A 25,986-nucleotide genomic window follows, 5' to 3' on the forward strand; every position below is an offset into this window, starting at 1 on the left:
AGTTAAAGAGAATCAACTATGTCTTTAGCATCTTTTAAGGAAGAACCAGTGCGTTCGCGGTACATCTTTATAGCCGCAATCTTTTTACCCTGTGCTACTAGTTGCTGTTCTTCTGCGGTGAGTGATAAATCGATCTGAGGTTTGACACCGAGCTCGTCAAGCTGCGAACGAAGCTTCGCAATTATTGATGCTAATTCGGAAATTCGAGTTCGTAGTTCTTCGCTTTCATCTGATCGGCCAAACCATTTTCCCATAATATACCTTCCTTGAGAAATCCATAGATATGGTATAAGTGCATTTCCAATCATATTGTAAGTAAGTTCTAGAATGGAATTTTTGGCCAAAACAGGAAATAAATAAAATGTCCTCTAGTATACAATCACGTATACCAGAGGACATTGTTTTGGTCGGGGTGGCGGGATTTGAACCCACGGCCTCTTCGTCCCGAACGAAGCGCGCTACCAAACTGCGCCACACCCCGATGTATGGTTTTACCAACCACATAATGATAACGCTGATAGACGATTTTAGGAAATCCGTGCTTTCAGCCTGCGGAAGAGATCACACTGCAACAATATCAAGAACGATTGCTTCCGGTGCACAAAACGTTCTAATAGGGGTAAAAGGTGAGGTGCCAATACCCGCGGAGATATTAACCAACATGTTATCGTGTGCCACGACTGTTCCGTTGCGCTTCACTACATGTGGTTCTTCTAGGTGATTTTTCGGCGGCGGCCATTCAAACAAGCCATTAGCGTACCTGCGGGGGAGATCGCAGTTAGTGACAAGGGCATGAGAGCCGGGAAGATTGACCTGGCCGCCATGTGTGTGCCCAGCAAAAGCAAGAGTAGCGTCGTCGTCGTCCATCATATCCAGCACCCACGTATACGGAGCATGTGCGAGCGCAAGCCGGAGAGCCGGACCAGTAGAAGCGGATGCTACATTAAGAGGCTGAGGCATCTGATGCAAACCGATATGGGGATCATCAATGCCCACTAGGTCAAGCGTCCAATCGTTGACATTGAGCTGGTGTCTTGCATTATTAAGATCAATCCAACCGCCGCTTGTTAAACCAGATCTCAGTTCCTCGGTCGCTAAGCGATGGCCTGCTGACGCTTTCTTTTCTACATCTGTCCCAGTATGCCCGCGCAAATAACGTAGTGGATTCTTCAACTCGGGCCCAAAGTAATCATTTGAACCAAAGACAAAAGCACCAGGGATGGACAACAAAGGTTCTAAATCGGCTAATAGCGCGGGGATCGCAGAATCAGCTGCGATAAGATCGCCGGTAAGAACAATGAAATCTGGACTTAACTCAGCAAGAGATTCTAAGAAAGCCCGCCGGCGACGTTGATGAGCCAACAAATGAGTATCTGAAATATGTACGATGCGTAGCGTTGACGCAGTGGTAGCGTTCTTTTGGCTCTTGATACGCGGAAGAAGAACGGTCCGACGTCGAACCTGATATGACTGAGCGTGAATTAACGCTCCACATAGCGATAACGCTCCAGCAGCTGTGAGTGCGCCAAGAATACGGGTCGCAATATTTTTCATGGACGAGGACCGATCGATAACCACAGATTGATTTGACTACCCGGTTCGGCATGGCCACTAGGCTCTTGGCGAGCTACCTGTCCAACTGGCTGATCAGAATAATCAGATCCGACTGCCACCACATATCCGGCGGATTGTAACGTCGAAACAGCATCTGACTCAGTCATACCAATAACTGACGGAATAGTAGTTCCCTCTTCGTTTTTATTCTCTGAATCTGCTTTTGCTGCCGCCTTAATTGGCTTTGATGGACGAGCGAACTGGACAATTGGCTGATTAGCTAGTGCCGCGTTCATATACGACTTGAAGGCCGGTCCGGCCAAACTACCACCGTAAACAATCTTGTGGAATCGCCCGTTAACAGTAACATCAAGCATTGGAATATTACCGCTCATATGGCCAGTCCATACTGCCGATGCTAATTGTGGAGTGTAGCCAATATGCCACGCATGGAAGGAATCATCGCCGGTACCGGTCTTGCCGGCAGACGGACGGCCGCCAGCGAGTTGAGCAGTAGCACCGGTACCACCGGGTTGCACAACACGCTGGAGCACGTTTGTGGTGGTACGAGCGACATCTTTATCGATGACCTGTTGACATTCTGGTTGCTGCTCGGCAATAACTTTCCCGTTGCTATCGGTAATTTGGGTAAATGAATGCGGGGTACAGGCGTTACCTTCTGCGGCAAGTGTAGCGACTGCTGAAGCCATTGACAGTGGGATAACTGGGTTGACACCGAGTACTTGCGAAGGGCGCGGAAGGATCGGGGCAATATCGCCTTCTTTCACGCCTTGCATGCCGGCATCTTTTATTTCTTTAGCAAGATCAGGATCAACATAAGATCCACGCCGTACTCCCATGGAAGCGGCGGTTTTCGTGATGTCACACAGATCGAGTTTAGATGACATTTGAGCAAACGAAGTATTCAAAGAGTCACGAGTCGCATTTGCTACTGTTACCCGACCATATCCGATTCCGAGATTGTTGGTTGGGCTAAACGGAGCCGCAAACCCTGGGGCGCATGAAATCTTCCAGTCTTGCGCTGGAATGGTGATAGTGCGATCGCCGGTGACGACGTCGTTCGGGCTATGTCCCTTAGCGAGCCAATCAATCAAAGTGAAGACCTTGAAAGTGGAACCAGCCTGGAATCCAGCACCACCACCCATGTCTTCGCCAACGTTGTTATTGACCTTAGTAGCAGTGGGCTGTTCTTCCGAAGGGTTGCCGAACGGACGATTTTGAACCATAGCACGAATCTTTCCGGTACCTGGCTCAACCGATGAAAGCGCAATATCAATTCCGGACGGGTCGCCAACTGGAACCTGTGCAACAATCGAATCGTAAGCAGCCTGCTGATCAGATGGGTTGATCGTGGTGTGGATGGTTAAACCACCGCGATAAAGTTTTTGGATTCGCTCGTCACGAGTCTTACCGAGCAAGTCAGAATTGAGTACATCGCGTACCACGTATTCACAGAAGTATGCGGAGATTCCGGCTTCGGCACAACCGTTATACGACGGCGAAACCTGCAACATATCCTCGATCGATACGGCTGAAGCAGCATCGTATTGTTCTTGATCAATGTATTTTTGCTCAAGCATCGTGCCTAACACGATATTTCGACGCTTGAGTGCACCTTCTGGGTTAGTCACTGGATCCCACCGGCCAGGAGCCTGAGTGATACCTGCGAGCATTGCAGCTTGTTCCAAGGTCACATCTTTAGCAGATTTCGAGAAATAGTAACGCGATGCCGCTTCAACACCATATTGGGAAGGGCCGAACTGGGCGATATTCAGATAAGCGGTGAGGATCTCGTCTTTCGACATCTGATTTTCCACTGCTACTGCGTAGCGGGCCTCATTAAGCTTTCGGGCAATAGTCTGCTCAGTGGCAGCAGCGATTTGTTCGTCGTCGTCAGCAATGCGCCCTTTTTCGATCAACGCATTTTTTACATACTGCTGGGTGATCGTAGAGCCACCAGCTAGTTGCGAGCCAGTCAAATTAGAAAACGCGGCGCCTAAAATTCCTTGTGCGTCAATTCCGTTGTGCTGATAAAAACGTTGATCTTCGACCGAAACGGCAGCGTCTTTTATGAACTGCGAAATATTTTCGGAAGCGACAACAATGCGGTTCTCGGAATAAAAACTAGCAAGCTTCGTGCCGTCTGCAGCGACGATCGTTGACACTTCGGATGGTGTGGTGAAGTCTATCTTCGTCGGTAAATCATCGAATATTCTTGTCACTGCGTTTACTGCGGTTCCAGAGGTTGCCGCAACGGGAATTGCCATTGCTGCCAATAGGCTGCCGCCCAGTCCGCAAAGCATGAAGAAAGACAGCAGAGCTGCTATTGCTTGCTGCATCGTTAAGTTCCGTGAATGATTAGGCATATGTTTAGAATACTGCCAAAATTACTTCTGCGCGCGTGACGTTGACCAACTTGCGAAATTTATCGATGTGACGTTTCCCCGACGAACCGCTATTATGGTAGTGATAGAAGTCACGAGATTATAAGGCAACGGAGCCGTAATCGGAAGGTTTTCGATATGAGTTTGGCATATGAAGAACAAACATGGGCTGTTCATGCGGCATGTGCCACGATGGATCCTGATTCACTTTTCGTTCGTGGTGCCGCCCAACGGCAAGCGCGTAATGTATGTTTTTCCTGCCCAGTACGGTTAGAATGTTTAGCCGATGCATTGAACTCGCATGCTACTTTCGGGGTATGGGGTGGTTTAACAGAACGTGAACGGCGGGCGATACATCGTCGCTACCCTGATGAAGATAATTGGTTTGAACGCCTGAGTAATTCCACTGAACAATTTGCCGTCGAATTACGCGCTGGAAGAGTTCCCCGGCTCGGATAAAATTGCGTATTCCGTGATCGGCATTTTGCCAGTAGGCTAGAGTTATGAAGAAATTTGAATATGTCACGTTGCCGTTATTAGTCCACAATACGAAAGCAATCCTTGACCAATGGGGCGAGGATGGATGGGAACTCGTCACAGTAGTTCCTGGACCCAACGGCAGTCAGAACCCCGTTGCCTATATGAAGCGTGAAAAGCAGTAACTTTCGACAACAGGGCGTAATTCGCCGTCGTCGTACAATTGACAACGCAATTCGGGGGATGGACCGTTAAGTCCATCCCCCGAATAGTGAAAGTACGATATCAGTGAGCGCGACGCTGCAGGCGCTGTACCTGAATCAACAAAACTGCGCGACCCTCAAGACGAATCCAACCACGTGATGTGAAGTCAGCCAGTGACTTATTCACGGTCTCACGCGAAGCGCCAACCAAGTGAGCCAGCTCTTCCTGAGTTAGATCGTGCGCAACGTAAATACCTTCTTGGGTACGTTCGCCGAAGCGCTCCGCTAAATCCAACAGTGCCTTAGCGACGCGGCCAGGAACATCGGAGAACACCAAGTCTGCCATCTGCTGATTCGTGGTACGCAACCGGCGTGCCAATTCGCGCAACATCGACTTCGCCATTGCCGGGTGGGAATCAATGTAGGTCATCATGTCCTTATGAGACAAGGACAGCAGGCTGGTAGCTGCAATAGCGGTGACAGTTGAGGAGCGTGCACCCAAGTCAAAAAGAGTGAGTTCGCCGATGATTTCGCCTGGGCCGAGCACTGCAATAAGGTTCTCGCGGCCATCGTCAGCAGTATGGGAGAGTTTGACTTTACCGTCAGTGACTACGTAGAGACGGTCTCCCGAATCACCTTCGTGGAAAAGCGATTCACCACGCTTCAAAGTGGTCTCGGACATGAGGGAGAGAAGATCGGCGCGATCGGCGTCGTCCAATTCCCGGAAAAGCTCTACATGAGCCAAAACGGTGGAATCCATCCGAATTCCTTTCAATAGTAACGGCTTCTAGGACAAGACCTGCGCGTGTGTGCGAGGTCATACGTAACTAAGTTTGCCACGTTTTGGCTCATTAGGCACGCTTAACGGAAGATTTGGTTGAATGAAATCGTTAAATAGGTGTTTGCTAAGTGTGGCATTTAGGCTTATAGGCGAAGGGGAAATGTATGGGACAACCGAAAAAATCGCGCTCGCGGCGTTTTCCGCCCCGGCCGCGTTCGTTAGCTGGTCGGCGCGAACAAGCGGCAAGTATTTTAGATCGCCTAGCTGAAAACTATCCAGATTCGGCGTGTGCGTTGGTGCATCGTAATGCTTTCGAACTGCTAGTGGCCACTGTGCTGTCTGCGCAAACAACTGATGCGCGAGTCAACTCGGTGACCCCAACGTTGTTTGCTCATTTTCCAGATCCGACGACGATGGCAAGCGCCCCCTTAGAAGTGCTGGAAGAAATATTGCATCCGCTTGGATTTTATCGTGCCAAAGCACGCTCGCTTAATGGGCTTGCCAATGGTTTGATAGAACGGTTTAACGGCGTAGTGCCAGCCACGCTCGAAGAGCTTATTACCCTGCCGGGAGTGGGACGTAAAACCGCAAATGTGGTGCTTGGGAACGCGTTTGGGATCCCCGGGATTACTGTTGATACCCATGTTGGCCGGTTATCGCGGCGCTGGGGATGGACCCGAGAAACGGATCCGGTTAAAGCTGAAATGGAACTGGCGAAGATTTTGCCACAGCCGCAGTGGACTACGATTTGTCACCGGGTGATCGATCACGGCCGGCAAGTGTGTCATTCGCGTAAACCTGCATGCCTAGAATGCCCACTGGCAGATATTTGTCCCAGTTTCGATATCGAATAATTTACCCGGCAATACGGTGTAGGAAATTCACAATCAGCGAGGTTGCTTGGTTGGGAGCTTCTTCGGGAACAAAATGGCCGGCGTTCGCAATAGTGACGTGTTGATAATCTCCGATAGCAAATTCGGTGTCTTTGCTCCATGCTCGGGCAGGAAGTAGCGGATCATATTCGCCGCGAACTGTGAAGACTGGGATTTTAATAGCGTGCGCCGATTCGCGTAAATATGCGCGACCGGACGGGCGTTGCTGGGCAAGATACGTCCATCGCAGTTGATCGACGGCGATATCTGCCGCCATTGGCAGGGCTAACGCCTGCGCATAGTTATGGGCTTCGCTCACAGCACCCACGTTTCCGGGGGCTGACCATTCGCGGAGCATCCGCTGAATACGGTTTTCGTCAAGTAAGGCGCGTTTTGACAGCGAACGAGATGCGGTAACGAGCGCATATTTCCAGGTGCGCAGGGTGACATGCGTTCCGATGCGCTGTAGCGTGCGCGGATGTGGTGAGGAGAAGGTCATGAGTCCAGCAAAGAGATCTGGTTCCATTGACGCTGCTGACCATGCCAGTGCGCCACCACGACCTTGCCCGACGAGCACAGCTTTGCGAGCACCAAGCGTATGAACAATTTTGATGAGGTCATTAGCTAACGTGAAACCGTCTTCTGACCGTGGTGTTTTATCAGATCCGCCAATGCCACGTTGATCGATAGCCACGACTTGGTAGCCGGCTTCAGCGATTGCGACGATCTGGTGCCGCCATGCCCACCAATATTGCGGAAATCCGTGGACAAGCATCACGAGAGGTTTGGAGTCGGAGTATTCTCCGGCACTCACAATATGGAATTGTGCTCCGTTAGCTTGGATTAACCGGTGCTCCCATGGGCCGGGGAGAGTAACGCAGGTGATATCGGCGGGCATAGCGAGCTGATCTTTCAGATAACTTAGTTGTTCTCGGTTGACTCGGCGGATTCAGCAGGGAGCATGAGCTCACGTCGTGTTACTGCGGTTGCGTAAACCTGGCCACGACGGCGAGCTGCGTGTGCCACGATGCCGGTCATGAAGAGCATGAATCCAAGAATCGCAACCCGGCCGGTGCCGAAATCGAGTTCGATGTGGTGAATAACGTTGCCGGTGAATGCGTTGTAGCTACCGATCTGGTTATCGAGCCATGTGATTGCGCGTTGTGCCGACGACGGCGTGATGAGCGCAGCTAGTCCACACAGCGTAATGACAGCACCCCAGAATTGTGCGCCAAGAGAAGTTGCCCGAGCAGTCAGCCAGATCAGCGTGATGACTGCTAATCCGCCGATAAGTTCAATGAACGGGAATAGTGCGAAGGACTTGGTTTCCCACGGGTTGTTGTCAACCAAGTAAAGGCGAGCTCCGGCGTCGGAAATAAAATACCAGGCCACCGGAAGTAGCAAAATGGTGAGGAAGAATCCGCCTACGTGTAGCCAACCACGGCCTTTCGGCTCATCTGGGATGGGGTCGAGGTCGCCGGGGTCCGTTCCCCAATCGTCGTGGGTATCGGCAAATGTTGGTTCGCCGTCGGAACCTTCCATGACCGACGTGCGCGTTGGTGATACTGGCTCGGGAGCACTTGTTTCGGCAGGTGCGGAGGGTATTGGAGTGGCCGCTGGCTCTCCGAGAAAGTTTCCTAGCGTTGGATTCGGATTGACTTGTGTGGTCGACGACGCTGCCGGTAGATCTGGATCTGGCATGGTACTGTACGGTTCGTCGAGTGCAAATTCATTAGCGCTGTAGTGCGGTTCGGCTGTTGTTTGTGGCTGAGGAATAGGTGCCAGTTCGCCGAAGTCTGGAGCGTCATCAGTCACTACCGTGTCCGCACCGATCTGTTCGGGCGCAGCGTCTGGCAGTGAGCGTTCGGGATTCTCGGTGATTGGGTCGAGAATGTCGTCGTCGTCAAATGGCCGTGGGGTGGCCGAGTTATACGGATCGTTTGGTGTAGTCACGATTCCTCCTGTTACTTGTTAGTTCCACGCTATCGTTATCACGGCAATATTTCTGCGAAGTTGCCGGTGTTTCGGCGGAAAAGTTAGACAGACCATGCAGAAAAACTGTGGATAATTTACGTTTTCCACGGATTTTGATTCTGTTGCACGACAGACGCGCCAAGTAGCGCACAGTGGATTACATGAAAACGATGACGCACAAAGTGCCCGAACTAGAACTAGTCTCAGTGCTATATCGTGGCAATGACGAAAACATAGAAAGCGAACTACGCCGATTAGCACAGATAGTCGGGCTAGATTTTCAAGCCGTCCCGGAATCGGATCGGACTGTAGATGGGGTTTTAACGTTCCAATCGCACGGTACCACCCCGCTGATGGTGACAGCACAGTTCCACGATATGTTCGCCTCGTATTTTGCTCGTGGCATAGCCAAATTCCATATTCGCGATGATTCGGCCGATGTGATGGCACTGATGAGCTCTGTTGGTGCTACCGTTCGAGGAACAGTTGTTGGTCTAGCTGGAGCACATGGGGGTGCAGGAGTTTCTAGCCTGTCAGCTTGGCTCTCCCGATTGGCCAGTAGTGAGGGAACCCCGGTAGCGCTTGCTGATCTCAATCGGGCATCGGATTCATGGCAAATGCTCTTGGGATCGGCGTGCGAAGGGCGTTCTCGGCTCGATGTTGGACACGTGCGAGGTACACTATTGCCCGGAAAATTGGCAGATTCCCTCGCTAATTGGCACGGTGTTCACGTTCTTGCAAGTAATGAAGGCGATCACACGAAGTTCCCTCGTAGCTGTTCGGGTATTATTTCGGCACTGGCCCAAGTTCATGCCTGGACGTTCCTTGATATGGGAGTCATGGGAACTGATTGGGACACCCAACGCGACTGGTTGCGTTGGTGTGACGTTCTTGTACTAGTGACCGGTCCATCAGTGGCAAATGTGGACGCCTGCCGAATTAAAAAGCAGGAGATAGGTGCTCAGATACATCCAATTATTGTTGCCAACACGGTGAAATCACATCTTGAAGCAGACCACGTGGCTACCTCCTTAGAATATGGCGATGTGTATGGGGTCAGACGAATGCGATCCATGCGAGCTGATTGCGATCACGGGTTAGTTCCCGGAGACCGGGCAAGATCTAAAACGGGGAAAGATATTACTCGATTGTGGACTGTCATTAAAGAATCAGTGGCGTCATAATGCGTTTATCAGTTCAACAAATCGCCATGATTCGACGTCGCTTGGCTGCCGGGGACAGCCAAGCTCAAGCAATTCGAGTGCAACACGATCTACTTACTAGTGATGATGTCGCAGCTGCAGATGCTCAGGTCCGCCACGAAGTTATCGGAGCTGGAGCAACGATTGGGCCATTGTTGGAAGATCCGCGCGTAACTGATGTAGTAGTTAATGGACCAAGAAATGTTTGGGTCGATCGGGGAGCAGGTATGACTGCGGTCAAGATCCATCGTGACGATGCCATGCTACTAACTGGTGCTGGCGTGCGTGCGCTCGCGGTTCGGTTGGCTGCTTTATGTGGGCAGCGCTTAGATGATTCCAGTCCAATTGTTGATGGCACATTTGCCTCAGGTGTCCGACTGCATGCGGTAATACCGCCGCTATCTGCCTCAGGTACGTTGATCTCGTTACGTACCCATCGGGCCCAGGTTATGCCACTTGAAGAATTGGCTCAGGCCGGTTCGGTTCCGCACCAGCTTGTCCCCGTAATGGAAGCGATGGTACAGCACAAAGCCAACGTGATTATTTCGGGTGCTACGGGTGCTGGAAAAACCACTTTTCTCAACGCGATGTTAAGCCGGATATCGCATCGAGAACGCATATTGATTATAGAAGAATCAGCGGAGTTAGCACCAGAGCATCCGCATGTGGTTCATATGCAGGTGCGCCGCGCAAATGTTCAAGGAGCTGGCGAAGTGACAATGAGCGATTTGGTACGTGCGGCAATGCGTATGCGTCCAGATCGGATTGTACTCGGCGAGTGCCGTGGAGCAGAGGTACGCGATGTGCTTGGTGCACTCAATACGGGGCATGAGGGAGGATGGGCTACGATCCATGCAAATTCAGCACGTGATGTGCCGGCTCGATTGGTGGCGTTGGGCGCGTTGGCACATATGAATGAAGGGACTGTTGCGGCACAAGCGGCAAGTGCTTTAGACGCGGTGATCCATGTGGAACGTCGTGGGCCGTGGCGTGGAATAGCAGAGATTGCCACTTTAACTCGCGTTGGTGGAGAACTGGTAAGCGAACCTGCCCTGACGGTGGCTGGTGGGAAAGTTACGGCTGGACCGGGAGTCCAACGTCTGTCGAAGCGGTTAGGAGCGTCATGCTTATCGTTGTTGTGATTATGGTTGTGGCGTTCGTGAGCGTCCCTAGAGTTTCGGAAAGAGCTGTGCGTGTGGGGCTGCGTCGCCGTCGGAAACCGGCAAGGAAAAAGTCGCGAAATCTGGACATGGGGATGGTGATGTCGGAGGTAGCAACGCGGTTGCGTTCTGGTTCTTCAGTGGAGCAGGCCTGGCAGCGCACGTTACGTCAGTGCGGTATCGATGGAGGTTATGGCGGGGAAACAGGTGGCCGATTTTTGTCCGATGACGGCGTCCCAGTGCCATTACAGCAGATATGGAATTTATCGTGGTGGCAACGAAAACGACGTCGAATTTCGCCTGGCGCAATGTCTGCACTGCCAGCTGCTTTCTTGGTTTGCCGAATGTCTCAGGGTACCGGAGCTCCGGTGGCTGATGTGTTGGATTCGTGTGCCAATGGAATAACTGAAGCCGGTGAAGCAGTGGCAGCGCGCGATATTGCTTTAGCGGGACCGCAAACGTCTGCTTTTATGTTGGCGTTTTTACCAATCGCGGGAATTGGTTTTGGAACTTTACTAGGCGCGCACCCCATCGAGTTTTTTGTTTCGTCCCTGGCGGGATTTGGCGTATTAGTACTTGGACTAGGCACAGAATGTGCCGGATTGTGGTGGGTGCGGAGACTAGTTGTTAGAGCCCGAAAAGAAAGTGAGGAACTATAAATGCTGGTTGTGCTTGCAATCATGATGGGATTCATGATGGTTGTTCCAGTTCGAAAACCCTTGACAATGAATAAGCCTCGGATCGGGCGAGTTGATATGGCGGTCGTGCTAGATGTTGCGGCCGCTACTTTATTATCTGGAAACTCTGTTCCAGACGTTTTACATAGTTTAGGGAGTGCCTTAAGCGGGATTGAGGTTGGCGTGAAATCTAGCCAAGGAGAGAAGCTACATGAAGTGGCAAACATGCTGGTTATGGGGACTTCGTGGGAAGAAGCATGGGAAGGCGTTGAGGGCTTCGATCTTTTTGCGCAGACACTCCAGCCCGCCTGGGTTGATGGCGTTGCGCCACTACCGTTATTGGAGCGCGGCGCGCGGACATTGCGGCTTACTCAAGCACGCCGTGCAAAAGAAGCAGCGGCTCGGCTTGGAGAAGCCTTAGTACTGCCTTTGGGACTATGTTTCCTTCCCGCATTTGTGATTCTTGGTGTTGTGCCAGTAGTTGCGGGTGCGGCAGTAAGCCTGTGGTAAGAGTACCGCGGTGTGCGCCACTTTTCCACAAAATTTACGAATGTAAAAGAAATCCACGGGTTCGGAATCGAAAGCAAAAAGCTAGTAGGCATTTGCCATACTAGAAATGTCACCAAACGTGACTAAACGTTACCAAACATTAAAGGAGAATGAAATGAAAGCTCTCGCAAAGCGTCTATGGAAACAACCACGTTCACGAGTTGAAGATGGAATGGTGTCTGCAGAATATGCGGTGGGAACAGTGGCTACAACGAGCATTGCCGGCATCCTGATCTGGATTGCTCAGCAAGATTGGTTTAGAGAATTGTTCGCGGCACTCTTCAAATTTCTGTTTCGATCTTTTATTGGGTAGTCCTCGCCCGATGATGTACCTGATTACCTAATAATCGCAACGATTTTCTGTGGTGGCTACCAAGCGTGGTCACCACAGAAAGGTATGTAAATCTAGAGGAGCTAGTATGAAAAGAAATCGTGAATCGGGGATGGTGAGCGTTGAAACTGCCCTGAGTATTGGTCCGCTACTTGCAGTTATCGTCATGATTTCTATGCCGTTGATCGGTTGGATGTATGTGATGGAAGCAGAGCATCAAGCTCGCGAAATTTCGCGTGAATATGCACTGCATGGTGAAAGTGCAGTAAATGGGCTTGTATCGCAGGTAGAAGCGCGAGGCGATGAAGTACGAATTAATCGTTTTGGTCCGTACGCCAATATTACAGTGATTAAAAAAGTTCCAGCTTTTATGACTTGGCTAGGAGTAGAACTATCTGGTTCTCGTCAGGTGGTGATGGAACCAGATGACTAATAGCAAAGAGCACATAACAGAAGTTGGGTCAACTACAGTTTTAATGATCGGGGTGATAGCAATACTGCTTGCTCTGGGTGGAGTATTAACTGGGCTTGGGTGGGCTGGTGAACGTCAGCAAGACATTCAAGATGTAACGGATTTGGCGGCGCTATCTGCAGCTCAAGTGTATCGGGAAACTTCTGACTCTCAGCGTGCTTGCCAAGTTGCGAGCCAGCTTGCCGCAGGGATGGATCTTTCTTGCTCAGTTGCTGGAGCTAAAGTCAGTATTCTAGCTACAAGTCACCCGCAGTTAGGATGGATTCGTCTTGATTTTCATGCCAAGGCCACTGCTGGGCCGCGTTATGAAATTGATCCAGCCCTGCTGCCGTGAGTAACAAAGCGTCGTCTTTCGATAATGGATTGTTGTTGTTGCCGCACTTGGGCGATTGGACACATGATGGGCATCCGTCCACGCATGGACACGTAGTCAATGTTTCCAACGTTGTTTTTAACCAGTGTGGTCCGGCGTAAAATCCTCGCAAGGCGGCGCCGGAACCGCCCGGAATAGCATCGTGAATGATGATGGTTGGTTGTGTTGTCTGTGGATGGGCAGCGGTGGATAATCCGCCTATATCCCAACGGTCACAGGTAGCAAGTAACGGAAGTAGCGCGATCATTGTATGTTCCGCGGCGTGTAACGCTCCCGGTAAGTTTGCCGTTGAGATCCCAGCTTTTCTGGTAAGAGACTCGGTAAGCGTCAGCCAGGTTCCTGCCGTGACAAATTCGCGAACAGGGAGTTCCAATGGAACAGTGCCAAGAAAAACGCCGTCACTTACTCGGCGCATGTCATAGCCAACTACTTGTGAGCGAACATTGATCATTCCGTAGCACCATTGTCCATCAGGGAGGATAAAGCGGTGCGTAGTAGAGACGATGTCAACGCTTGTTTCAGTACGAGCATAGGTGCGGATATCTGTGTCTGGAGCTGGATGGGCCAGAACAATATCCTCCGTTGCGCCTTCGATCTCAAAAGGTGCCCCTTGGTGAAGATAGATCGCGCCAGGAAAAACGGTGGTGTCTGCCTGTGCGGCGTCGACTGTCCCAAGCACACTTCCGTCTGCGGAATTGACGATGGAAATAGTATGACCTGCTTCGCGTAGGTCTAAGAGACCGTGAGGATCTATTCGGGTATCGGTATTCCAGAACCAACCACGTGGTCGTTGACGTAGCAGATCTGCAGCGGTCATATCATCAAGTGGTTTGGTGTCAGTGAGTGAGAAGATTGGTAGATCTTGCGATGTTAAGGGAAGCTCATGTGCGGCAGCAGTCAGATGTGCTGGCAAAATCCAAGGATTGGTTGGATCGAAGGTAGGTGACTCTGTGCCGTGAGATCGGAGCATCTCCGGGTGACTAGCGATGAACTGGTCGAGTGGATTGTCGCGAGCGATAAAAACTGCTAAGCCAGTTGTGCCGGAGCGTCCAGCTCGGCCAATTTGTTGTTGGAAAGATGCATGAGTCCCCGGCCAGCCGGTCACGACTACGCAATCTAATCCAGCAATATCAATACCGAGTTCTAAAGCTGAAGTTGTAGCAAGCGCACGAATCTTCCCGCTGCGTAACTGGGATTCTAACTCACGTCGCTCTTCTGGTAAATATCCACCGCGATAGGCGGCTACTTGGGAACTCAACTCTGGTGAAATATTGCCGAGTTTTTCGCGGATTAATTCCGCAACTCGTTCGGTGCCTGATCGGGAACGAACAAACGTCAACAGTTGATTTCCACTTGCCACGAGTTCGGCAGCAAGGTCACTAGCTTGTTCATAGGAATTGTCGCTACCAGTCATTGTGTAAATATCGCGCGGGCCGGCCGATGATCCGTCCTCAGTTATTGCAACTACTGGACCGAAGGCGTCACCCAGGAACCGCTGAGCTGCATGCGCAGGATTATGAACTGTTGCAGAAAGGAAAATGATGCGCGGATGGGCGCCATAGTGAGCAGCGATGCGCAACGTGCGCCGTAAAATAAGAGCGACATTTGCGCCAAAGTTTCCCCGGTAGTGATGGAACTCGTCTACCGCAATGTAGGTCAGTCCACGCCATAACCGTGCCCACTGAGTATGTCTGCTGAGCATCGAATAATGGAGAAAGTCAGGGTTAGTTAGCACAATATCGCCGTAGTCTCGAGCGAAACGGCGAGCCGCAGTATCGCAGTCACCATCGGCTGAGGCAACAGTAATATGGGGATCGAGGGCGGTGGCTAACTGTTCGAGGTTTGTGCGCTGATCTGCACCGAGGGCTTTTGTAGGAGAAAGATATAACGTTGTTGGCCGGTGAGTGTGGTTAGATAACGATGCTGACGTCGAAAAATTAGAGAGCATACTAAGGGCAGGAACCCATGCAACAAGGGATTTTCCAGAACCGGTTCCAGTGGCAATCACGACGTTAGAGCCGCTGGCAAGTGCCTCGATTGCTCGAGCCTGATGTAGCCACGGGCGCATAACTCCGTATTGCTTGAGTGTGCTCTGAACTGCTTCTGGTACAGCTTTTCCCCATTGTCCATAGCGGGGTTCGCGTGGTGGGATCTGGATATGGCCCGTGATGAATTCAGAAAACGATTCAGGCAAGGAAGTCATGAACGTAGTGTCTCATTTTTTAACCAAATCAGCTCGCTGGATGATACAGCCCAACGTCCCAACAAGTGACGTGAGTCATAATGAAATAGTGAACTTTTGAGTCGAGGGGTGTGTCCTCCGCGAGTTTTAGCCATAGTTTAACGCTGAGATTTTTGGCAATGTTATCACTATATGTAGGGTGGGCGTGTTTAGCTATGTCTACATATAGTGATTGAGGTAGGCTGGTGGCACACAAAGCGGTGAAGTAGAGAGGCGCAATGATGAATCATCATATTGACCCAGTCGAATCAATCCAGGAATACATCACACGTTCAGATTGGCGCGTGAATGCCAATGCCAACCAAGATTATTCCCTCGGTGGTTTGATACTTAACAACGCCGGAAAAATGGTTGCCAACTATTGGCTTGATGAGGTTTTCTCCGATGAAGCTGGCCAGGCTCACCGTGACGGCGATTTTCATATCCACGATCTCGATATGCTCTCTGGTTACTGTGCTGGTTGGTCCCTTCGTCGTCTCCTAGAAGAAGGCTTCAATGGTGTTTCCGGAGCTATCGCATCCAACCCGCCTAAGCATTTCTCTTCTGCCTGCGGCCAGATTGTCAACTTCCTCGGCACTCTGCAAAATGAATGGGCAGGAGCTCAGGCATTCTCCTCCTTCGATACCTACATGGCACCCTTCGTGCGGCTCGACCAGCTTTCTTACGATGATGTCAAACAAAATATCCAAGAATTGATCTACAACCTCAACGTGCCATCACGGTGGGGTAGCCAATGTCCGTTCACGAACCTCACCTTCGACTGGAACTGCCCAGCAGACCTCGCAGAACAAAACCCAATCATCGGAGATGAGCTCTGCGACTTCACCTATGGCGAGCTTGCCGAAGAAATGGCTATGATCAACCGTGCTTATATGGAAGTCATGATCGAAGGCGATGCCAACGGCCGCGTATTCACCTTCCCGATTCCTACCTACAACATCACTAAAGATTTTGAATGGGACTCCGAAAACGCCACGCTTTTGTTTGCAATGACTGCAAAATACGGCCTGCCCTACTTCCAAAACTTCATCAACTCCGAGCTCGATCCGGGCATGATTCGTTCCATGTGTTGCCGCCTGCAACTGGATATGCGTGAGCTGCTCAAGCGCGGAAACGGACTGTTTGGCTCAGCTGAATTAACCGGTTCCATTGGCGTAGTTACCATGAACATGGCGCGCTTAGGCTATCTATATGCTGGTGATTTGCCGCGTTTGTACGAACGATTGGATGCACTGCTGGAGGTGGCTTGCGATACGCTTGAGCGTCGTCGTCGAGCAGTCCAAGGGTTTATGGACGGTGGGCTATACCCATACTCCCAGCGCTACCTCGGCACACTCAACAACCACTTCTCAACCATCGGTGTTAACGGTATGAATGAGATGGTTCGCAACTTCACCCTTGATGAATTCGACATCACTGATCAACGCGGACACGCCATGGTGGCAGACATGCTTGACCATATTAATGCTCGCCTCGTCGATTTCCAGGAGCGCACCGGAAATCTGTACAACCTCGAAGCAACCCCGGCTGAGGGCACCACCTACCGGCTGGCAAAAGAAGACGCCAAGCGTTACCCGAATATTATTCAGGCCGGTACCCCTGACCAGCCGTATTACACGAATTCTTCGCAGTTGCCGGTGGGCTTCACGGACGACGCATTCGAAGCTCTCGAACTGCAAGATGAATTGCAGTGCAAGTACACTGGCGGCACCGTCCTCCACCTGTATATGAACGAAGCGATTTCGTCTCCAGATGCCTGCAAGGAAATCATTCGCCGTGCCTTGACCCGGTTCTCCTTGCCGTACATCACGATCACACCAACATTCTCGATCTGCCCTATCCACGGATACCTCAAGGGTGAGCACGAAACCTGCCCGACTTGCGCACAGACCCGTCCCGAGGCTGAACCGCAAGAGTGTGAAGTGTGGACGCGCGTGATGGGCTACTTCCGTCCAGTTCAGTCCTTCAACATTGGTAAGAAGGGCGAATATGCAGAGCGGAAGATGTTCGTGGAGAAAGCTCTATCATAAATGCCTACCGCAGTAACCAGTGCGTCTGACCTTGCGATTGCCGGCTATGTTCCATTGTCAACGATCGATTGGCCGGGCGCACTGTGTGCATCTGTTTTCTTGCAGGGCTGCCCGTGGTCATGCGTGTATTGTCAAAACACGGAGCTGATGGATCCGCGTGCAAATGGCCAAGTTGCATGGGAGGACGTGCGAGCCTTTTTGGAACGCCGCCGGGGACTGCTCGACGGCGTGGTGTTTAGCGGTGGGGAAGCGACCCGTCAGCCGGCGTTGGTTCCAGCAATTCAAGAGGTACGCGAGCTCGGATTTCGGATCGGACTACATACTGCCGGAGCTTATCCAGCGCGGTTTGCCGACGTGGTGTCCGACGTCGATTGGGTAGGTTTAGACATCAAAGCTAGCGCCACTGGCTACCGTCCTATTATCGGGGTCGATGCGGGTGCTAAAGCTTGGCAGTGCCTTGATCTTTTGTTAGCCGACGTGGCTCGCCGTCGTACGACGAATCAGCCACTCACCTACGAGGTGCGAACCACCGTCTTCCCAGGTTCCACTGTTGCCCGCGAGTTACCGGACATCATCAGCGCGTTACGGGAGCGCGGGGTTGAGAATTTTGCACTCCAAGAGGCCCGCGAGCGTGGCACGTCACCGCAGTTCCAAGAACAAGCACGCGAGTGGGATCTGCCGGCATGGCGGCATACATGGGAGGGTCTCGTAGCTCAGGTAGAACAAGCTGGGTTTACGACTGCAGTGATTCGCCCGGCATAATAGTGCTATGAAAGATTTCCAGTTTTTTGATGCTTTGCGGGCCGATCTGCGTAATTACACCCTCGATCACATTGCGGAAACCTTGGGCGAAGACGCGCTCACGGCTCTGGGACGTGACGAAGCCGTGCCGGCACAGCTTGCTGCCGAACGAGTTGGTGGTCAGTTGGGGCTACTTGTCCGATTGTGGTGGACAGGCGATACCCTATCGGACGACGACGTTGCGCTCGCGATTCCGTGTACCTACCGTGACGCTGATGGTTGCGATGGTTTGGCAGAGTTATTGGAACGTGCGGATGATGGGGTGCGGGCACGGTGTCAACTTGTGCCGGTGGCTGCTGGCGAGGAACTGGTGTGGATTGCCTCTGATCGGGGCTCTCTCCAAGGAGCACGGCATAACACCGATCATGTGATGGGCGTTGGTGGAGCGACTCGGACCCTTGCCGGTCTTGCTCATTATGAGCCGGGCCAACAGGTGTTGGATTTGGGAACTGGGTGCGGGATTCATGCAATTCTTGCGGCAAAAGCGGGTGCGCATGCGGTGGCTACCGATATTTCTGCCCGCGCGCTCGACTATGCACAGTTCAACGCGGCACTGAATGAGGTTGAGATTGAAACCCGGTTGGGTTCGCTGTTTGAACCGGTTGCTGGTTCGCAGTTCGACGTCGTCGTCTCTAATCCGCCTTTTGTGATCACGCCCGGTGAGGTACGGGACAACTTAGGTACTCTCGAATATCGTGACGGCGGTGTCCCGGGTGATACGTTGGCGGCGGACGTGGTTGCTGGTTTGGGAACATGTTTAGCGCCCGATGGTTCGGCGTATATGTTGGCGAACTGGGAGATCGCTGGTGACGTTCCAGACTGGTCGGAACATCCGCGCGCGTGGTTAGCATCGCAGCACTTGGATGCGGTCGTTATTCAACGCGAGGTAATTCCGGCCGATAGCTATGTGGAAATGTGGTTGCACGACGGCGGTTTGCGCGCCGGACACGCTGACTATGCCAAGGCTTATCGGGCGTGGCTGACCGATTTTCAGGCACGCGCAGTTTCTCATGTTGGATTTGGCTATGTGCTGGTGCAGCGCGACGGCGAGGGGCGGCTACCGTGGCAGGTTTTCCACGATCTGCGCGGTGGTATGCCTGCCGATGTGCCGGGTGCTTTGGAACTCTTGTGGTCAGCTCGGGAGATTGCTGAGGAAACGTTGTCTTCGTTACGTTTAACAAATGCGAATGTGGAAGAACATCGTCGTTATCATCCGGGAGAAACGGATCCGTGGCTGATCAGTTTTGCCCCGAAGAATGGTTTCGCGGATCAGATCCAGGCGGACACAGCATTGGCTGGTTTTGTCTCAGTTTGCGACGGAGAATTAACGGTTGGTCAAATTTGTGACGCGCTAGCTCAGCTCTTGGAAATGCCAGCCCCGGAGGTGCGTTCATCCTTGTTGCCAAAAGTTATGCACATGGTCCGGTTGGGGATGCTCCAAGTAGTGGATAAATGATGAGTCTGTGGATTGCTGTGGGTTTTCGAACTGAACATGAGGTATGTTTACAACCAGAACCGATTCCTTTCCTATATATAAGGATGTAACGTGACTAAGCTCGTGATTGTAGAGTCTCCTGCCAAGGCGCGCACTATCGCCAACTATTTGGGCGATGAGTACGATGTGACTGCCAGTATTGGACACATTCGTGATTTGCCGAAGCCGTCAGATCTGCCGGCGGACATGAAAAAGGGTCCATTCGGTAAGTTCGCGGTGAATGTCGAGAACAATTTCGAGCCGTATTATGTGGTGAACCCGGATAAGAAGAAGAAAGTCAGTGAACTCAAGGCGGCGTTGAAGAAGGCCGACGAACTCTGGCTCGCAACTGATGAGGACCGCGAGGGGGAAGCCATTGCTTGGCATCTGCTCGAAGTTCTTAAGCCGAAGATTCCGGTTAAGCGCATGGTGTTCCACGAAATTACTAAAGAGGCGATTCAGCGTGCGTTGGAGGCCACTCGTGATGTTGATACGAAGCTGGTTGACGCGCAAGAAACACGGCGAATCTTGGATCGCTTGGTGGGGTATGAAGTCTCGCCGTTGCTCTGGCGTAAAGTTGCGCCGAGTTTGTCTGCTGGGCGAGTCCAGTCAGTAACGACGCGGCTTATTGTTGAGCGCGAACGTGAGCGGATGGCTTTTGTTCCAGCCGGATACTGGGACGTTTCGGTTGATCTGCAAAAAGACAGTGAAGCTTTTTCTGCAAAACTTCTCGACGTCGACGGCGCTCGCGTTGCGGTTGGAAAAGATTTTAACGACGATGGCTCCCTCAAACCAAAATCGGTAGCCGATGGCGTTCGCGTTCTCAATCAAGACGATGCCAAGACTATTGCGGATGCGTTAAGCCACGGCACGTCTCAGGTGGTACGGGTGGAGACGAAACCGTATCGTCGTCGTCCAGCAGCGCCGTTTACAACGTCAACGTTGCAGCAGGAAGCATCGCGTAAGCTACACATGAACTCGCGCGATACGATGCGAGTGGCGCAGTCCTTGTATGAAAATGGTTTTATCACCTACATGCGTACCGATTCGGTGAATTTGTCGTCGCAAGCGGTGCAGGCCGCACGTTCCCAGATCAAAGAAATGTATGGGGCTGCCTCGTTACCGGACAAGCCACGGGCATATGCAACAAAGTCGAAGGGCGCGCAAGAAGCCCACGAAGCTATTCGCCCAGCTGGCGATTCGTTCCGTACCCCAGCGCAAGTTGCTAACCAGTTGCGCGGCCGCGAGTATGAACTCTACGAATTGATTTGGAAACGAACAGTTGCCTCGCAGATGGCAGATGCTACTGGTTCAACGGCGTCCGTTCGGATGGTTGCAGATCTAGGCGGTAATGGTGGCAACCAAGCACAGTTAGGTGCTTCGGGAACAATTATTACCTTCCCCGGTTTCATGGCTGCCTATGAAGAAGGCAAAGATAAGAAACGCTATGAAGAACAAGCCGAATCGCGATTGCCAGAGCTGAGCGAAGGCGAAAAGATTCATAATATTAGCTCGCAAGCTGGGGGTCACGAAACTGCGCCACCGCCACGCTATACCGAAGCTTCGTTGGTGAAAACCTTGGAAGAAAAAGGGATTGGTCGTCCATCAACTTATGCGGCAACAATTTCTACTATTACGGATCGTGGCTATGTGGACCGGAAGGGACAAGCACTAGTGCCAACTTGGTTGGCGTTCGCAGTTATCCGTTTGCTCGAAGAGAACCTTCCTGATTTGGTGAACTATGACTTTACCGCGGATATGGAAGAGGATCTGGATAAGATCGCTGCCGGTAACGAAAACCCAGTGGAGTATTTGGGTAATTTCTATCGCGGTGATAACGGTAAGCAGGGCTTGCAAGCACAGGTTGATGGCTTGGGTGACATTGACGCTCGTGCAGTGAACACGATTGAAATCGGCGATTCCATCGCGGTGCGGGTGGGTCGCTATGGTCCATATTTGGAGCAGACGAATCCAGATGGAACACCCGGGAAACGCGCCTCAGTGCCAACTGATGTTTCGCCAGACGAGCTCACGGTTGAGCGTGCTCACGAGATTCTTGATAGTGCCATGGCTGAGGATCGAGTTTTGGGTCAGAATGAGAAGGGCTGGGACGTCGTCGTCAAAGATGGCCGGTTTGGTCCGTATGTTTCGGAAGTTGTTCCCGACGACGCCGTGCAACTCACTCCTACCGGGAAAATCTCGAAGGTTAAGCCGAAGCCAGCAACAGCATCGCTATTTAAGTCGATGAATCCGGAAACGGTGACAATTGAGCAGGCGTTGCAGTTGTTGTCTTTGCCGCGTGAACTTGGTGAGTTAGACGATGAACCTGTGACGATTCACAATGGCCGGTTTGGTCCGTATATGAAGAAGGGGTCTGATTCGCGGTCGCTAGAATCTGAGGAACAAATCTTTACGATTACTCTCGATCAGGCCAAGGAGATTTTTGCTCAACCGAAGCAACGTGGAAAGCGTCAGGCGCAACCACCGTTAGCTGAGTTAGGTAAAGATCCGGTTTCGGGTGGAACAATTTTGCTGAAAGATGGTCGCTTCGGTCTTTACGTCACCGATGGTGAGACGAATGCGTCGTTGCCACGTTCTGAAGATCCGAACCAGATTACGGCGGAGCGGGCGCAGGATTTGCTTGTTCAGCGGCGATTGAAGATTGCCGAGCAGGGCGGTCCGAAGAAGCGCAATGCCACTAAGCGGACTGTTAGTGGTGCCGGGAAGAAGGCTACCGCGAAAAAGAAGACGGCTACTAAGAGTGCGACGGCAAAGAAATCGACGGCGAAGAAATCGACAACGAAGAAGGCATAATATGGCTGGGTTGTTCATATCGTTCGAAGGTGGCGATGGTGCTGGTAAATCAACCCAAGTTCAGTTGCTGACTCGATGGTTAACTGAACAGGGGCATACCGTCGTCGTGACTCGGGAGCCGGGTGGAACTGAGCTAGGTGCACAGATTCGTCAACTGCTTTTATATGGTGGGGAAGTCAGTGCCCGTGCCGAAGCTCTGTTGTATGCTGCGGACCGGGCGCAAAACATGGATACGAAGATTGCGCCGGCACTTGGCCGGGGTGAGATCGTTATTACGGACCGATATCTGGATTCGTCAGTGGCCTATCAAGGTGCTGCGCGGGCTTTAGGTAAAGACGAGGTGCGTGACTTATCGCTCTGGGCAGTTCAGGGGCGAATGCCAGACATAACCTTCTTGCTTGACGTGCCAGTAGAAACCGGCAAAGCCCGGGTTGGTGAGGAAAAAGATCGACTCGAATCGGCTGGTGTGGCATTCCATCAACGAGTGCGCGAAGAATTTTTGCAATTGGCTCAGGCACAGCCACAACGGTGGCGGGTTATTGACGGCACTGCAGAAATCGGGGAGATTGCACAGCACATCCAGGATGAAGTTTCGCAGGTATTGAATTCTCAGCAATCTCGCAGTGAATGCCAAGAAATTATGTCGGATCACTCCAGTAGCATATAAGTATGAGTATTTTTGATGGTCTAGTTGGGCAGGCATCTGCAGTACATGAGCTGCAACGGGCAGCAGATGCTGCTCGTGTTTCCCAAGCCAGGATGGCAGATCCGAATGCGGAGCACGTTGCCAGCCAAGCGATGAGCCAAGCGTGGCTGTTCACTGGGCCGCCCGGTTCCGGGCGGTCGTTGGCCGCATTAAGCTTGGCCGGAGCGCTATTATGTACTGGGCCAGTAGCTGGTTGTGGGCAGTGTCCACAATGCCGGTCTGTGTTGGAACGTAATCATCCTGATGTCACCCTGGTTTCTACTGATCAGGTGACAATTAGTGCTGAGAACGTGCGGGAATACGTTGCTCGTTCCTATGTGGCTCCTACCAGTGGTGCTTGGCGCATTATTATCATCGAAGATGCCGATCGGATGCTCACTCGAACCACTAATGTGTTGTTGAAAGCGATTGAGGAACCGGGAGCTCGCACGGTATGGATGCTGTGCACTGCCGCGGCCGCCGATGTGTTGCCAACGATTCGCTCACGGTGCCGCAATATTAACCTCGTTACCCCGCATGCTTCTTTAGTTGCAGATCTACTTGTTCAGCGTGACGGAGTAGAGCCTAAACTTGCCCATGTTGCAGCGCGTGCAGCACAATCGCATATTGGTGTTGCACGCGCCTTAGCTACTGATCCGCAAGCAGCTGCGATCCGAACGAATACATTGAACGTATTAGCAAAAATAAAAGGCGTGGGAGATGCCGCTTTAGGAGCACATCTGCTTGCTGATACGGTTGCTATGCGCGGCGGGGAACTCACGAAAAAAGATCTCCAAGAAGAAGATAGTAGAGCGTTAGAAGAGCAACGCATGGCTGCCTTGGGATTGGATACAGGGTCTAAGATTCCGGCATCGGTACGTAGTCAAATAAAGGAGAGCGCGGAGGCAACACGCCGTCGTCACACCCGGCAAGAGCGCGATATTCTCGATCGGGAAATGGTGTATATGCTCGCATTCTATCGTGACGTCTTGATACAACAAATGGGTGCCAAAGTAGAACTGATCAACATTGATTATGAACAAGCAATCAATCGTATTGCTAGTAGCACTACAACTCAGACAACTCTGAGGAGGCTGGATCTTATTAGTCAAGGTCGAGCGCGACTCAAAGCAAATGTTCCATCGCAACTCGTGATGGAAAGTATTCTCGTTGGGCTTCGTTAAGCGGAATAAAATAGGTAAGGAACCACATGAAGAAACGTCTAACTGTCGCCTTGAGTGCGGCCGTACTCCTACTGTCCAGTTGTTCTGGTGGTCTTTGGGGTCTTACTGATGATGAGTCAGGGAAGTCGAAAAAAGCCGAACTCGCGGCAATCGATGCCCATGCCATTGAAGCTAAGATGCCGGAGATTCCGGCTGGACTTGAGCCGTTTTATACGCAGGATGTTTCCTGGAAAAAATGCGGTATTGGTTTAGATTGTGCCACGATTACCGTGCCGCTTAACTATGCTGATCCCACTGGGAAAACCATCGAGTTAGCACTCAAACGGCGTCATGCTGATGGAGATAAAATTGGCTCGTTACTGGCAAATCCTGGTGGCCCTGGTGGTGGGGGTCAAGAAATGGCAGAAAGCGCATTCCAGTTCTTTTCTAAGCGGATCTTAGACAAGTTTGATGTGGTTGGGTTTGATCCGCGAGGAGTTGGTGATTCTACCCCGGTTGACTGTGTCTCTGATGCAGAACTTGATGACAACCTTGCTACTGTGTACCCGGAAACTCCAGCTGGTAAAGCACAATCACATGCCGATGAGAAGGATTTCGGCGAAAAATGTGTACAGAGCTCCGGTGATTTGGTTGCCTACGTCGGAACCGAAGAAGCTGCCCGCGATATGGATGTTATTCGGCATATCGTTGGAGATCCGAAGCTCTACTATGTTGGTTTTTCCTATGGAACTAAGCTCGGTGGCATGTATGCGGAATTGTTCCCAACTCATGTGGGCCGATTGATTCTTGACGGCGCGGTCGATTCGGATGTGTCCGAGTTTGAGCAGTTGAAAGCACAACTTAAAGGATTTGAGCTGGCAACGAATAACTACATTGATGACTGCCTGAAACAAAAGTCGTGCCCATTTGACGGTACACGTGATGAAGCTCGGGCGGAAATTCGTGCCATGTTCGATCATGCACGAGAAACTCCGTTGCCCACTGCAGATGAGAACCGGCCTCTAACACAGTCGGGCCTACTTTATGGCTTTATTACGCCACTTTATGATGATGCCTCGTGGCCAATCCTGACCCAAGCTATTGAAGAATATAAGAATGAAGGCACCGGAAATACCTTCCAAGTCATGTTCGATGCTTATGTAGGACGCACTCCCAGCGGAACCTACTCCAACAACTCGATGGAAGCACACGCAGTCATTAATTGTGCCGATACTGTTGTCACAGATACTCCTGAAGATTGGGACCGACTAAGCGAAGAATTAGCGAAAGAGTCCCCACTATTTGGCGACATGATGGGCTACTCGCAAGGAACTTGTATGGCAATGCCTAAACCAGATCATCCAATTACGCAACGGTTCACTGCCTCGGGTTCGGATCCAATTGTTGTCGTAGGGACTGTGGGCGATCCAGCAACTCCGTATGAATGGGCGGTAGCCTTCGAAAAAGCATTCGAGAATGCGGTACTCGTGACGTGGGAGGGCGAAGGCCATACCGCATACGGTCGAGCATCTGGTACTTGCGTCAAGGACGCACTGGATGCATACCTACTCAATGGCACTGTCCCTGAAGACGGGCTTCGCTGTCCAGCGCAATAGTGGCTCGTGTTAGTGTACGTGGGTGGGAGGAACCAAGTTCCTCCCACCCACTAATTATTCATGTGATTTATGACGGAATGTTGGCGAACTAGCGATAATCAGTTGTGCTGGACGGTGATATTCAGTTACAT

The 25,986-nt window shown here is 51.6% G+C and carries 24 protein-coding genes and 1 tRNA gene; 17 read left to right on the top strand and 8 right to left on the bottom strand.

Annotated features, from left to right (window positions below):
* Window positions 1-2: 2 nt before the first annotated feature.
* The 4 genes from BLT51_RS02955 to BLT51_RS02970 form a co-directional block, all read right to left on the bottom strand.
* On the bottom strand, window positions 3-254 hold the full coding sequence (locus BLT51_RS02955; protein WP_157672879.1) for a ribosomal protein L7/L12: 252 nt from the start codon (window positions 252-254) through the stop codon (window positions 3-5).
* A gap of 150 nt (window positions 255-404) precedes the next feature.
* Window positions 405-481 (bottom strand) — tRNA-Pro (locus tag BLT51_RS02960).
* An 80-nt stretch (window positions 482-561) separates the two neighbouring features.
* A complete protein-coding gene (locus BLT51_RS02965; protein WP_157672880.1) occupies window positions 562-1,578 on the bottom strand; it encodes a metallophosphoesterase in 1,017 nt (338 codons plus the stop codon).
* Window positions 1,551-3,941, bottom strand: coding sequence for a penicillin-binding protein (locus BLT51_RS02970; protein ID WP_091279740.1), 2,391 nt, complete (start codon window positions 3,939-3,941; stop codon window positions 1,551-1,553). The genes BLT51_RS02965 and BLT51_RS02970 overlap by 28 nt, the downstream gene beginning before the upstream one ends.
* 156 nt (window positions 3,942-4,097) lie before the next feature.
* On the opposite strand from BLT51_RS02970, the gene BLT51_RS02975 reads away from it, so the two are divergent.
* The gene (locus BLT51_RS02975; RefSeq protein WP_091279743.1) at window positions 4,098-4,418 is read left to right on the top strand and encodes a WhiB family transcriptional regulator; all 321 of its coding nucleotides are present in this window, start codon (window positions 4,098-4,100) and stop codon (window positions 4,416-4,418) included.
* A 44-nt stretch (window positions 4,419-4,462) separates the two neighbouring features.
* On the top strand, window positions 4,463-4,621 hold the full coding sequence (locus BLT51_RS02980) for a DUF4177 domain-containing protein (protein WP_091279744.1): 159 nt from the start codon (window positions 4,463-4,465) through the stop codon (window positions 4,619-4,621).
* Window positions 4,622-4,721: 100 nt separating this feature from the next.
* On the opposite strand, the gene BLT51_RS02985 is transcribed toward BLT51_RS02980, so the two are convergent.
* Window positions 4,722-5,399, bottom strand: coding sequence for a Crp/Fnr family transcriptional regulator (locus BLT51_RS02985; protein WP_091279747.1), 678 nt, complete (start codon window positions 5,397-5,399; stop codon window positions 4,722-4,724).
* A 185-nt stretch (window positions 5,400-5,584) separates the two neighbouring features.
* Here BLT51_RS02985 and nth point away from each other — a divergent pair, with 185 nt between their 5' ends.
* Window positions 5,585-6,274 (top strand): endonuclease III, encoded by a 690-nt coding sequence (gene nth, locus BLT51_RS02990; RefSeq protein ID WP_091279749.1) that lies wholly within the window; start codon window positions 5,585-5,587, stop codon window positions 6,272-6,274.
* Window position 6,275: 1 nt separating this feature from the next.
* Here the strand turns inward: nth and BLT51_RS02995 are convergent, their stop codons facing one another.
* Together BLT51_RS02995 and BLT51_RS03000 are read right to left on the bottom strand one after the other, a co-directional pair.
* Window positions 6,276-7,190 carry an alpha/beta fold hydrolase gene (locus BLT51_RS02995; RefSeq protein ID WP_091279751.1) on the bottom strand — a complete coding sequence of 305 codons (915 nt, stop codon included), beginning with the start codon at window positions 7,188-7,190 and terminating at the stop codon, window positions 6,276-6,278.
* 23 nt (window positions 7,191-7,213) lie between these two features.
* The gene (locus tag BLT51_RS03000; RefSeq protein ID WP_091279753.1) at window positions 7,214-8,245 is read right to left on the bottom strand and encodes a hypothetical protein; all 1,032 of its coding nucleotides are present in this window, start codon (window positions 8,243-8,245) and stop codon (window positions 7,214-7,216) included.
* Between the two features lie 182 nt (window positions 8,246-8,427).
* Here BLT51_RS03000 and BLT51_RS03005 point away from each other — a divergent pair, with 182 nt between their 5' ends.
* The 7 genes from BLT51_RS03005 (at window position 8,428) to BLT51_RS03035 (ending at window position 12,991) form a co-directional block, all read left to right on the top strand.
* Window positions 8,428-9,450 carry a hypothetical protein gene (locus BLT51_RS03005; RefSeq protein ID WP_172801307.1) on the top strand — a complete coding sequence of 341 codons (1,023 nt, stop codon included), beginning with the start codon at window positions 8,428-8,430 and terminating at the stop codon, window positions 9,448-9,450.
* Window positions 9,450-10,610 (top strand): TadA family conjugal transfer-associated ATPase, encoded by a 1,161-nt coding sequence (locus BLT51_RS03010; RefSeq protein WP_091279759.1) that lies wholly within the window; start codon window positions 9,450-9,452, stop codon window positions 10,608-10,610. Before BLT51_RS03005 ends, BLT51_RS03010 begins: the two co-directional genes overlap by 1 nt.
* The gene (locus BLT51_RS03015; protein WP_091279762.1) at window positions 10,592-11,287 is read left to right on the top strand and encodes a type II secretion system F family protein; all 696 of its coding nucleotides are present in this window, start codon (window positions 10,592-10,594) and stop codon (window positions 11,285-11,287) included. The genes BLT51_RS03010 and BLT51_RS03015 overlap by 19 nt, the downstream gene beginning before the upstream one ends.
* Window positions 11,288-11,815, top strand: a complete 528-nt coding sequence (locus tag BLT51_RS03020) for a type II secretion system F family protein (RefSeq protein WP_091279764.1) — start codon at window positions 11,288-11,290, stop codon at window positions 11,813-11,815.
* A 154-nt stretch (window positions 11,816-11,969) separates the two neighbouring features.
* On the top strand, window positions 11,970-12,167 hold the full coding sequence (locus tag BLT51_RS03025) for a DUF4244 domain-containing protein (RefSeq protein WP_091279766.1): 198 nt from the start codon (window positions 11,970-11,972) through the stop codon (window positions 12,165-12,167).
* A 106-nt stretch (window positions 12,168-12,273) separates the two neighbouring features.
* Window positions 12,274-12,618: a hypothetical protein gene (locus BLT51_RS03030; RefSeq protein WP_091279769.1), complete on the top strand. Its 345-nt coding sequence runs from the start codon at window positions 12,274-12,276 to the stop codon at window positions 12,616-12,618.
* Window positions 12,611-12,991, top strand: a complete 381-nt coding sequence (locus BLT51_RS03035) for a flp pilus-assembly TadE/G-like family protein (protein ID WP_091279771.1) — start codon at window positions 12,611-12,613, stop codon at window positions 12,989-12,991. The genes BLT51_RS03030 and BLT51_RS03035 overlap by 8 nt, the downstream gene beginning before the upstream one ends.
* On the opposite strand, the gene BLT51_RS03040 is transcribed toward BLT51_RS03035, so the two are convergent.
* A complete protein-coding gene (locus tag BLT51_RS03040; protein ID WP_091279773.1) occupies window positions 12,894-15,233 on the bottom strand; it encodes a DEAD/DEAH box helicase in 2,340 nt (779 codons plus the stop codon). The genes BLT51_RS03035 and BLT51_RS03040 overlap by 98 nt on opposite strands.
* Before the next feature lie 260 nt (window positions 15,234-15,493).
* Between BLT51_RS03040 and BLT51_RS03045 the strand changes: the two genes are divergently transcribed.
* The 7 genes from BLT51_RS03045 (at window position 15,494) to BLT51_RS03075 (ending at window position 25,855) form a co-directional block, all read left to right on the top strand.
* Window positions 15,494-17,302, top strand: coding sequence for a ribonucleoside triphosphate reductase (locus BLT51_RS03045; protein ID WP_091279776.1), 1,809 nt, complete (start codon window positions 15,494-15,496; stop codon window positions 17,300-17,302).
* Window positions 17,303-18,064, top strand: a complete 762-nt coding sequence (locus BLT51_RS03050) for an anaerobic ribonucleoside-triphosphate reductase activating protein (protein ID WP_091279778.1) — start codon at window positions 17,303-17,305, stop codon at window positions 18,062-18,064.
* Window positions 18,065-18,071: 7 nt separating this feature from the next.
* Complete coding sequence (locus tag BLT51_RS03055; protein WP_091279781.1) at window positions 18,072-19,559, top strand: DUF7059 domain-containing protein; 1,488 nt, start codon at window positions 18,072-18,074, stop codon at window positions 19,557-19,559.
* Window positions 19,560-19,649: 90 nt separating this feature from the next.
* Window positions 19,650-22,391, top strand: a complete 2,742-nt coding sequence (gene topA / locus BLT51_RS03060; RefSeq protein ID WP_091279784.1) for a type I DNA topoisomerase — start codon at window positions 19,650-19,652, stop codon at window positions 22,389-22,391.
* 1 nt (window position 22,392) lies between these two features.
* Window positions 22,393-23,058, top strand: a complete 666-nt coding sequence (gene tmk, locus BLT51_RS03065) for a dTMP kinase (RefSeq protein ID WP_091279787.1) — start codon at window positions 22,393-22,395, stop codon at window positions 23,056-23,058.
* A 2-nt stretch (window positions 23,059-23,060) separates the two neighbouring features.
* Complete coding sequence (locus BLT51_RS03070) at window positions 23,061-24,260, top strand: DNA polymerase III subunit delta' (RefSeq protein ID WP_091279790.1); 1,200 nt, start codon at window positions 23,061-23,063, stop codon at window positions 24,258-24,260.
* 26 nt (window positions 24,261-24,286) lie between these two features.
* Window positions 24,287-25,855 (top strand): alpha/beta hydrolase, encoded by a 1,569-nt coding sequence (locus BLT51_RS03075; protein WP_091279792.1) that lies wholly within the window; start codon window positions 24,287-24,289, stop codon window positions 25,853-25,855.
* The last annotated feature ends 131 nt before the right edge of the window (window positions 25,856-25,986 follow it).

The sequence above is a fragment of the Arcanobacterium phocae genome (genome assembly GCF_900105865.1).
Lineage (GTDB): Bacteria > Actinomycetota > Actinomycetes > Actinomycetales > Actinomycetaceae > Arcanobacterium > Arcanobacterium phocae.

Excerpts from the sequence above, each read along its gene's own strand:
- BLT51_RS02955 (WP_157672879.1), bottom strand. The coding sequence starts at position 254 with ATGGGAAAATGGTTTGGCCGATCAGATGAAAGCGAAGAACTACGAACT.
- BLT51_RS02970 (WP_091279740.1), bottom strand. The coding sequence starts at position 3,941 with ATGCCTAATCATTCACGGAACTTAACGATGCAGCAAGCAATAGCAGCT.
- BLT51_RS02975 (WP_091279743.1), top strand. The coding sequence starts at position 4,098 with ATGAGTTTGGCATATGAAGAACAAACATGGGCTGTTCATGCGGCATGT.
- BLT51_RS02980 (WP_091279744.1), top strand. The coding sequence starts at position 4,463 with ATGAAGAAATTTGAATATGTCACGTTGCCGTTATTAGTCCACAATACG.
- BLT51_RS02985 (WP_091279747.1), bottom strand. The coding sequence starts at position 5,399 with ATGGATTCCACCGTTTTGGCTCATGTAGAGCTTTTCCGGGAATTGGAC.
- nth (WP_091279749.1), top strand. The coding sequence starts at position 5,585 with ATGGGACAACCGAAAAAATCGCGCTCGCGGCGTTTTCCGCCCCGGCCG.
- BLT51_RS02995 (WP_091279751.1), bottom strand. The coding sequence starts at position 7,190 with ATGCCCGCCGATATCACCTGCGTTACTCTCCCCGGCCCATGGGAGCAC.
- BLT51_RS03005 (WP_172801307.1), top strand. The coding sequence starts at position 8,428 with ATGAAAACGATGACGCACAAAGTGCCCGAACTAGAACTAGTCTCAGTG.
- BLT51_RS03010 (WP_091279759.1), top strand. The coding sequence starts at position 9,450 with ATGCGTTTATCAGTTCAACAAATCGCCATGATTCGACGTCGCTTGGCT.
- BLT51_RS03015 (WP_091279762.1), top strand. The coding sequence starts at position 10,592 with ATGCTTATCGTTGTTGTGATTATGGTTGTGGCGTTCGTGAGCGTCCCT.
- BLT51_RS03020 (WP_091279764.1), top strand. The coding sequence starts at position 11,288 with ATGCTGGTTGTGCTTGCAATCATGATGGGATTCATGATGGTTGTTCCA.
- BLT51_RS03025 (WP_091279766.1), top strand. The coding sequence starts at position 11,970 with ATGAAAGCTCTCGCAAAGCGTCTATGGAAACAACCACGTTCACGAGTT.
- BLT51_RS03030 (WP_091279769.1), top strand. The coding sequence starts at position 12,274 with ATGAAAAGAAATCGTGAATCGGGGATGGTGAGCGTTGAAACTGCCCTG.
- BLT51_RS03035 (WP_091279771.1), top strand. The coding sequence starts at position 12,611 with ATGACTAATAGCAAAGAGCACATAACAGAAGTTGGGTCAACTACAGTT.
- BLT51_RS03040 (WP_091279773.1), bottom strand. The coding sequence starts at position 15,233 with ATGACTTCCTTGCCTGAATCGTTTTCTGAATTCATCACGGGCCATATC.
- BLT51_RS03045 (WP_091279776.1), top strand. The coding sequence starts at position 15,494 with ATGAATCATCATATTGACCCAGTCGAATCAATCCAGGAATACATCACA.
- BLT51_RS03050 (WP_091279778.1), top strand. The coding sequence starts at position 17,303 with ATGCCTACCGCAGTAACCAGTGCGTCTGACCTTGCGATTGCCGGCTAT.
- BLT51_RS03055 (WP_091279781.1), top strand. The coding sequence starts at position 18,072 with ATGAAAGATTTCCAGTTTTTTGATGCTTTGCGGGCCGATCTGCGTAAT.
- tmk (WP_091279787.1), top strand. The coding sequence starts at position 22,393 with ATGGCTGGGTTGTTCATATCGTTCGAAGGTGGCGATGGTGCTGGTAAA.
- BLT51_RS03070 (WP_091279790.1), top strand. The coding sequence starts at position 23,061 with ATGAGTATTTTTGATGGTCTAGTTGGGCAGGCATCTGCAGTACATGAG.
- BLT51_RS03075 (WP_091279792.1), top strand. The coding sequence starts at position 24,287 with ATGAAGAAACGTCTAACTGTCGCCTTGAGTGCGGCCGTACTCCTACTG.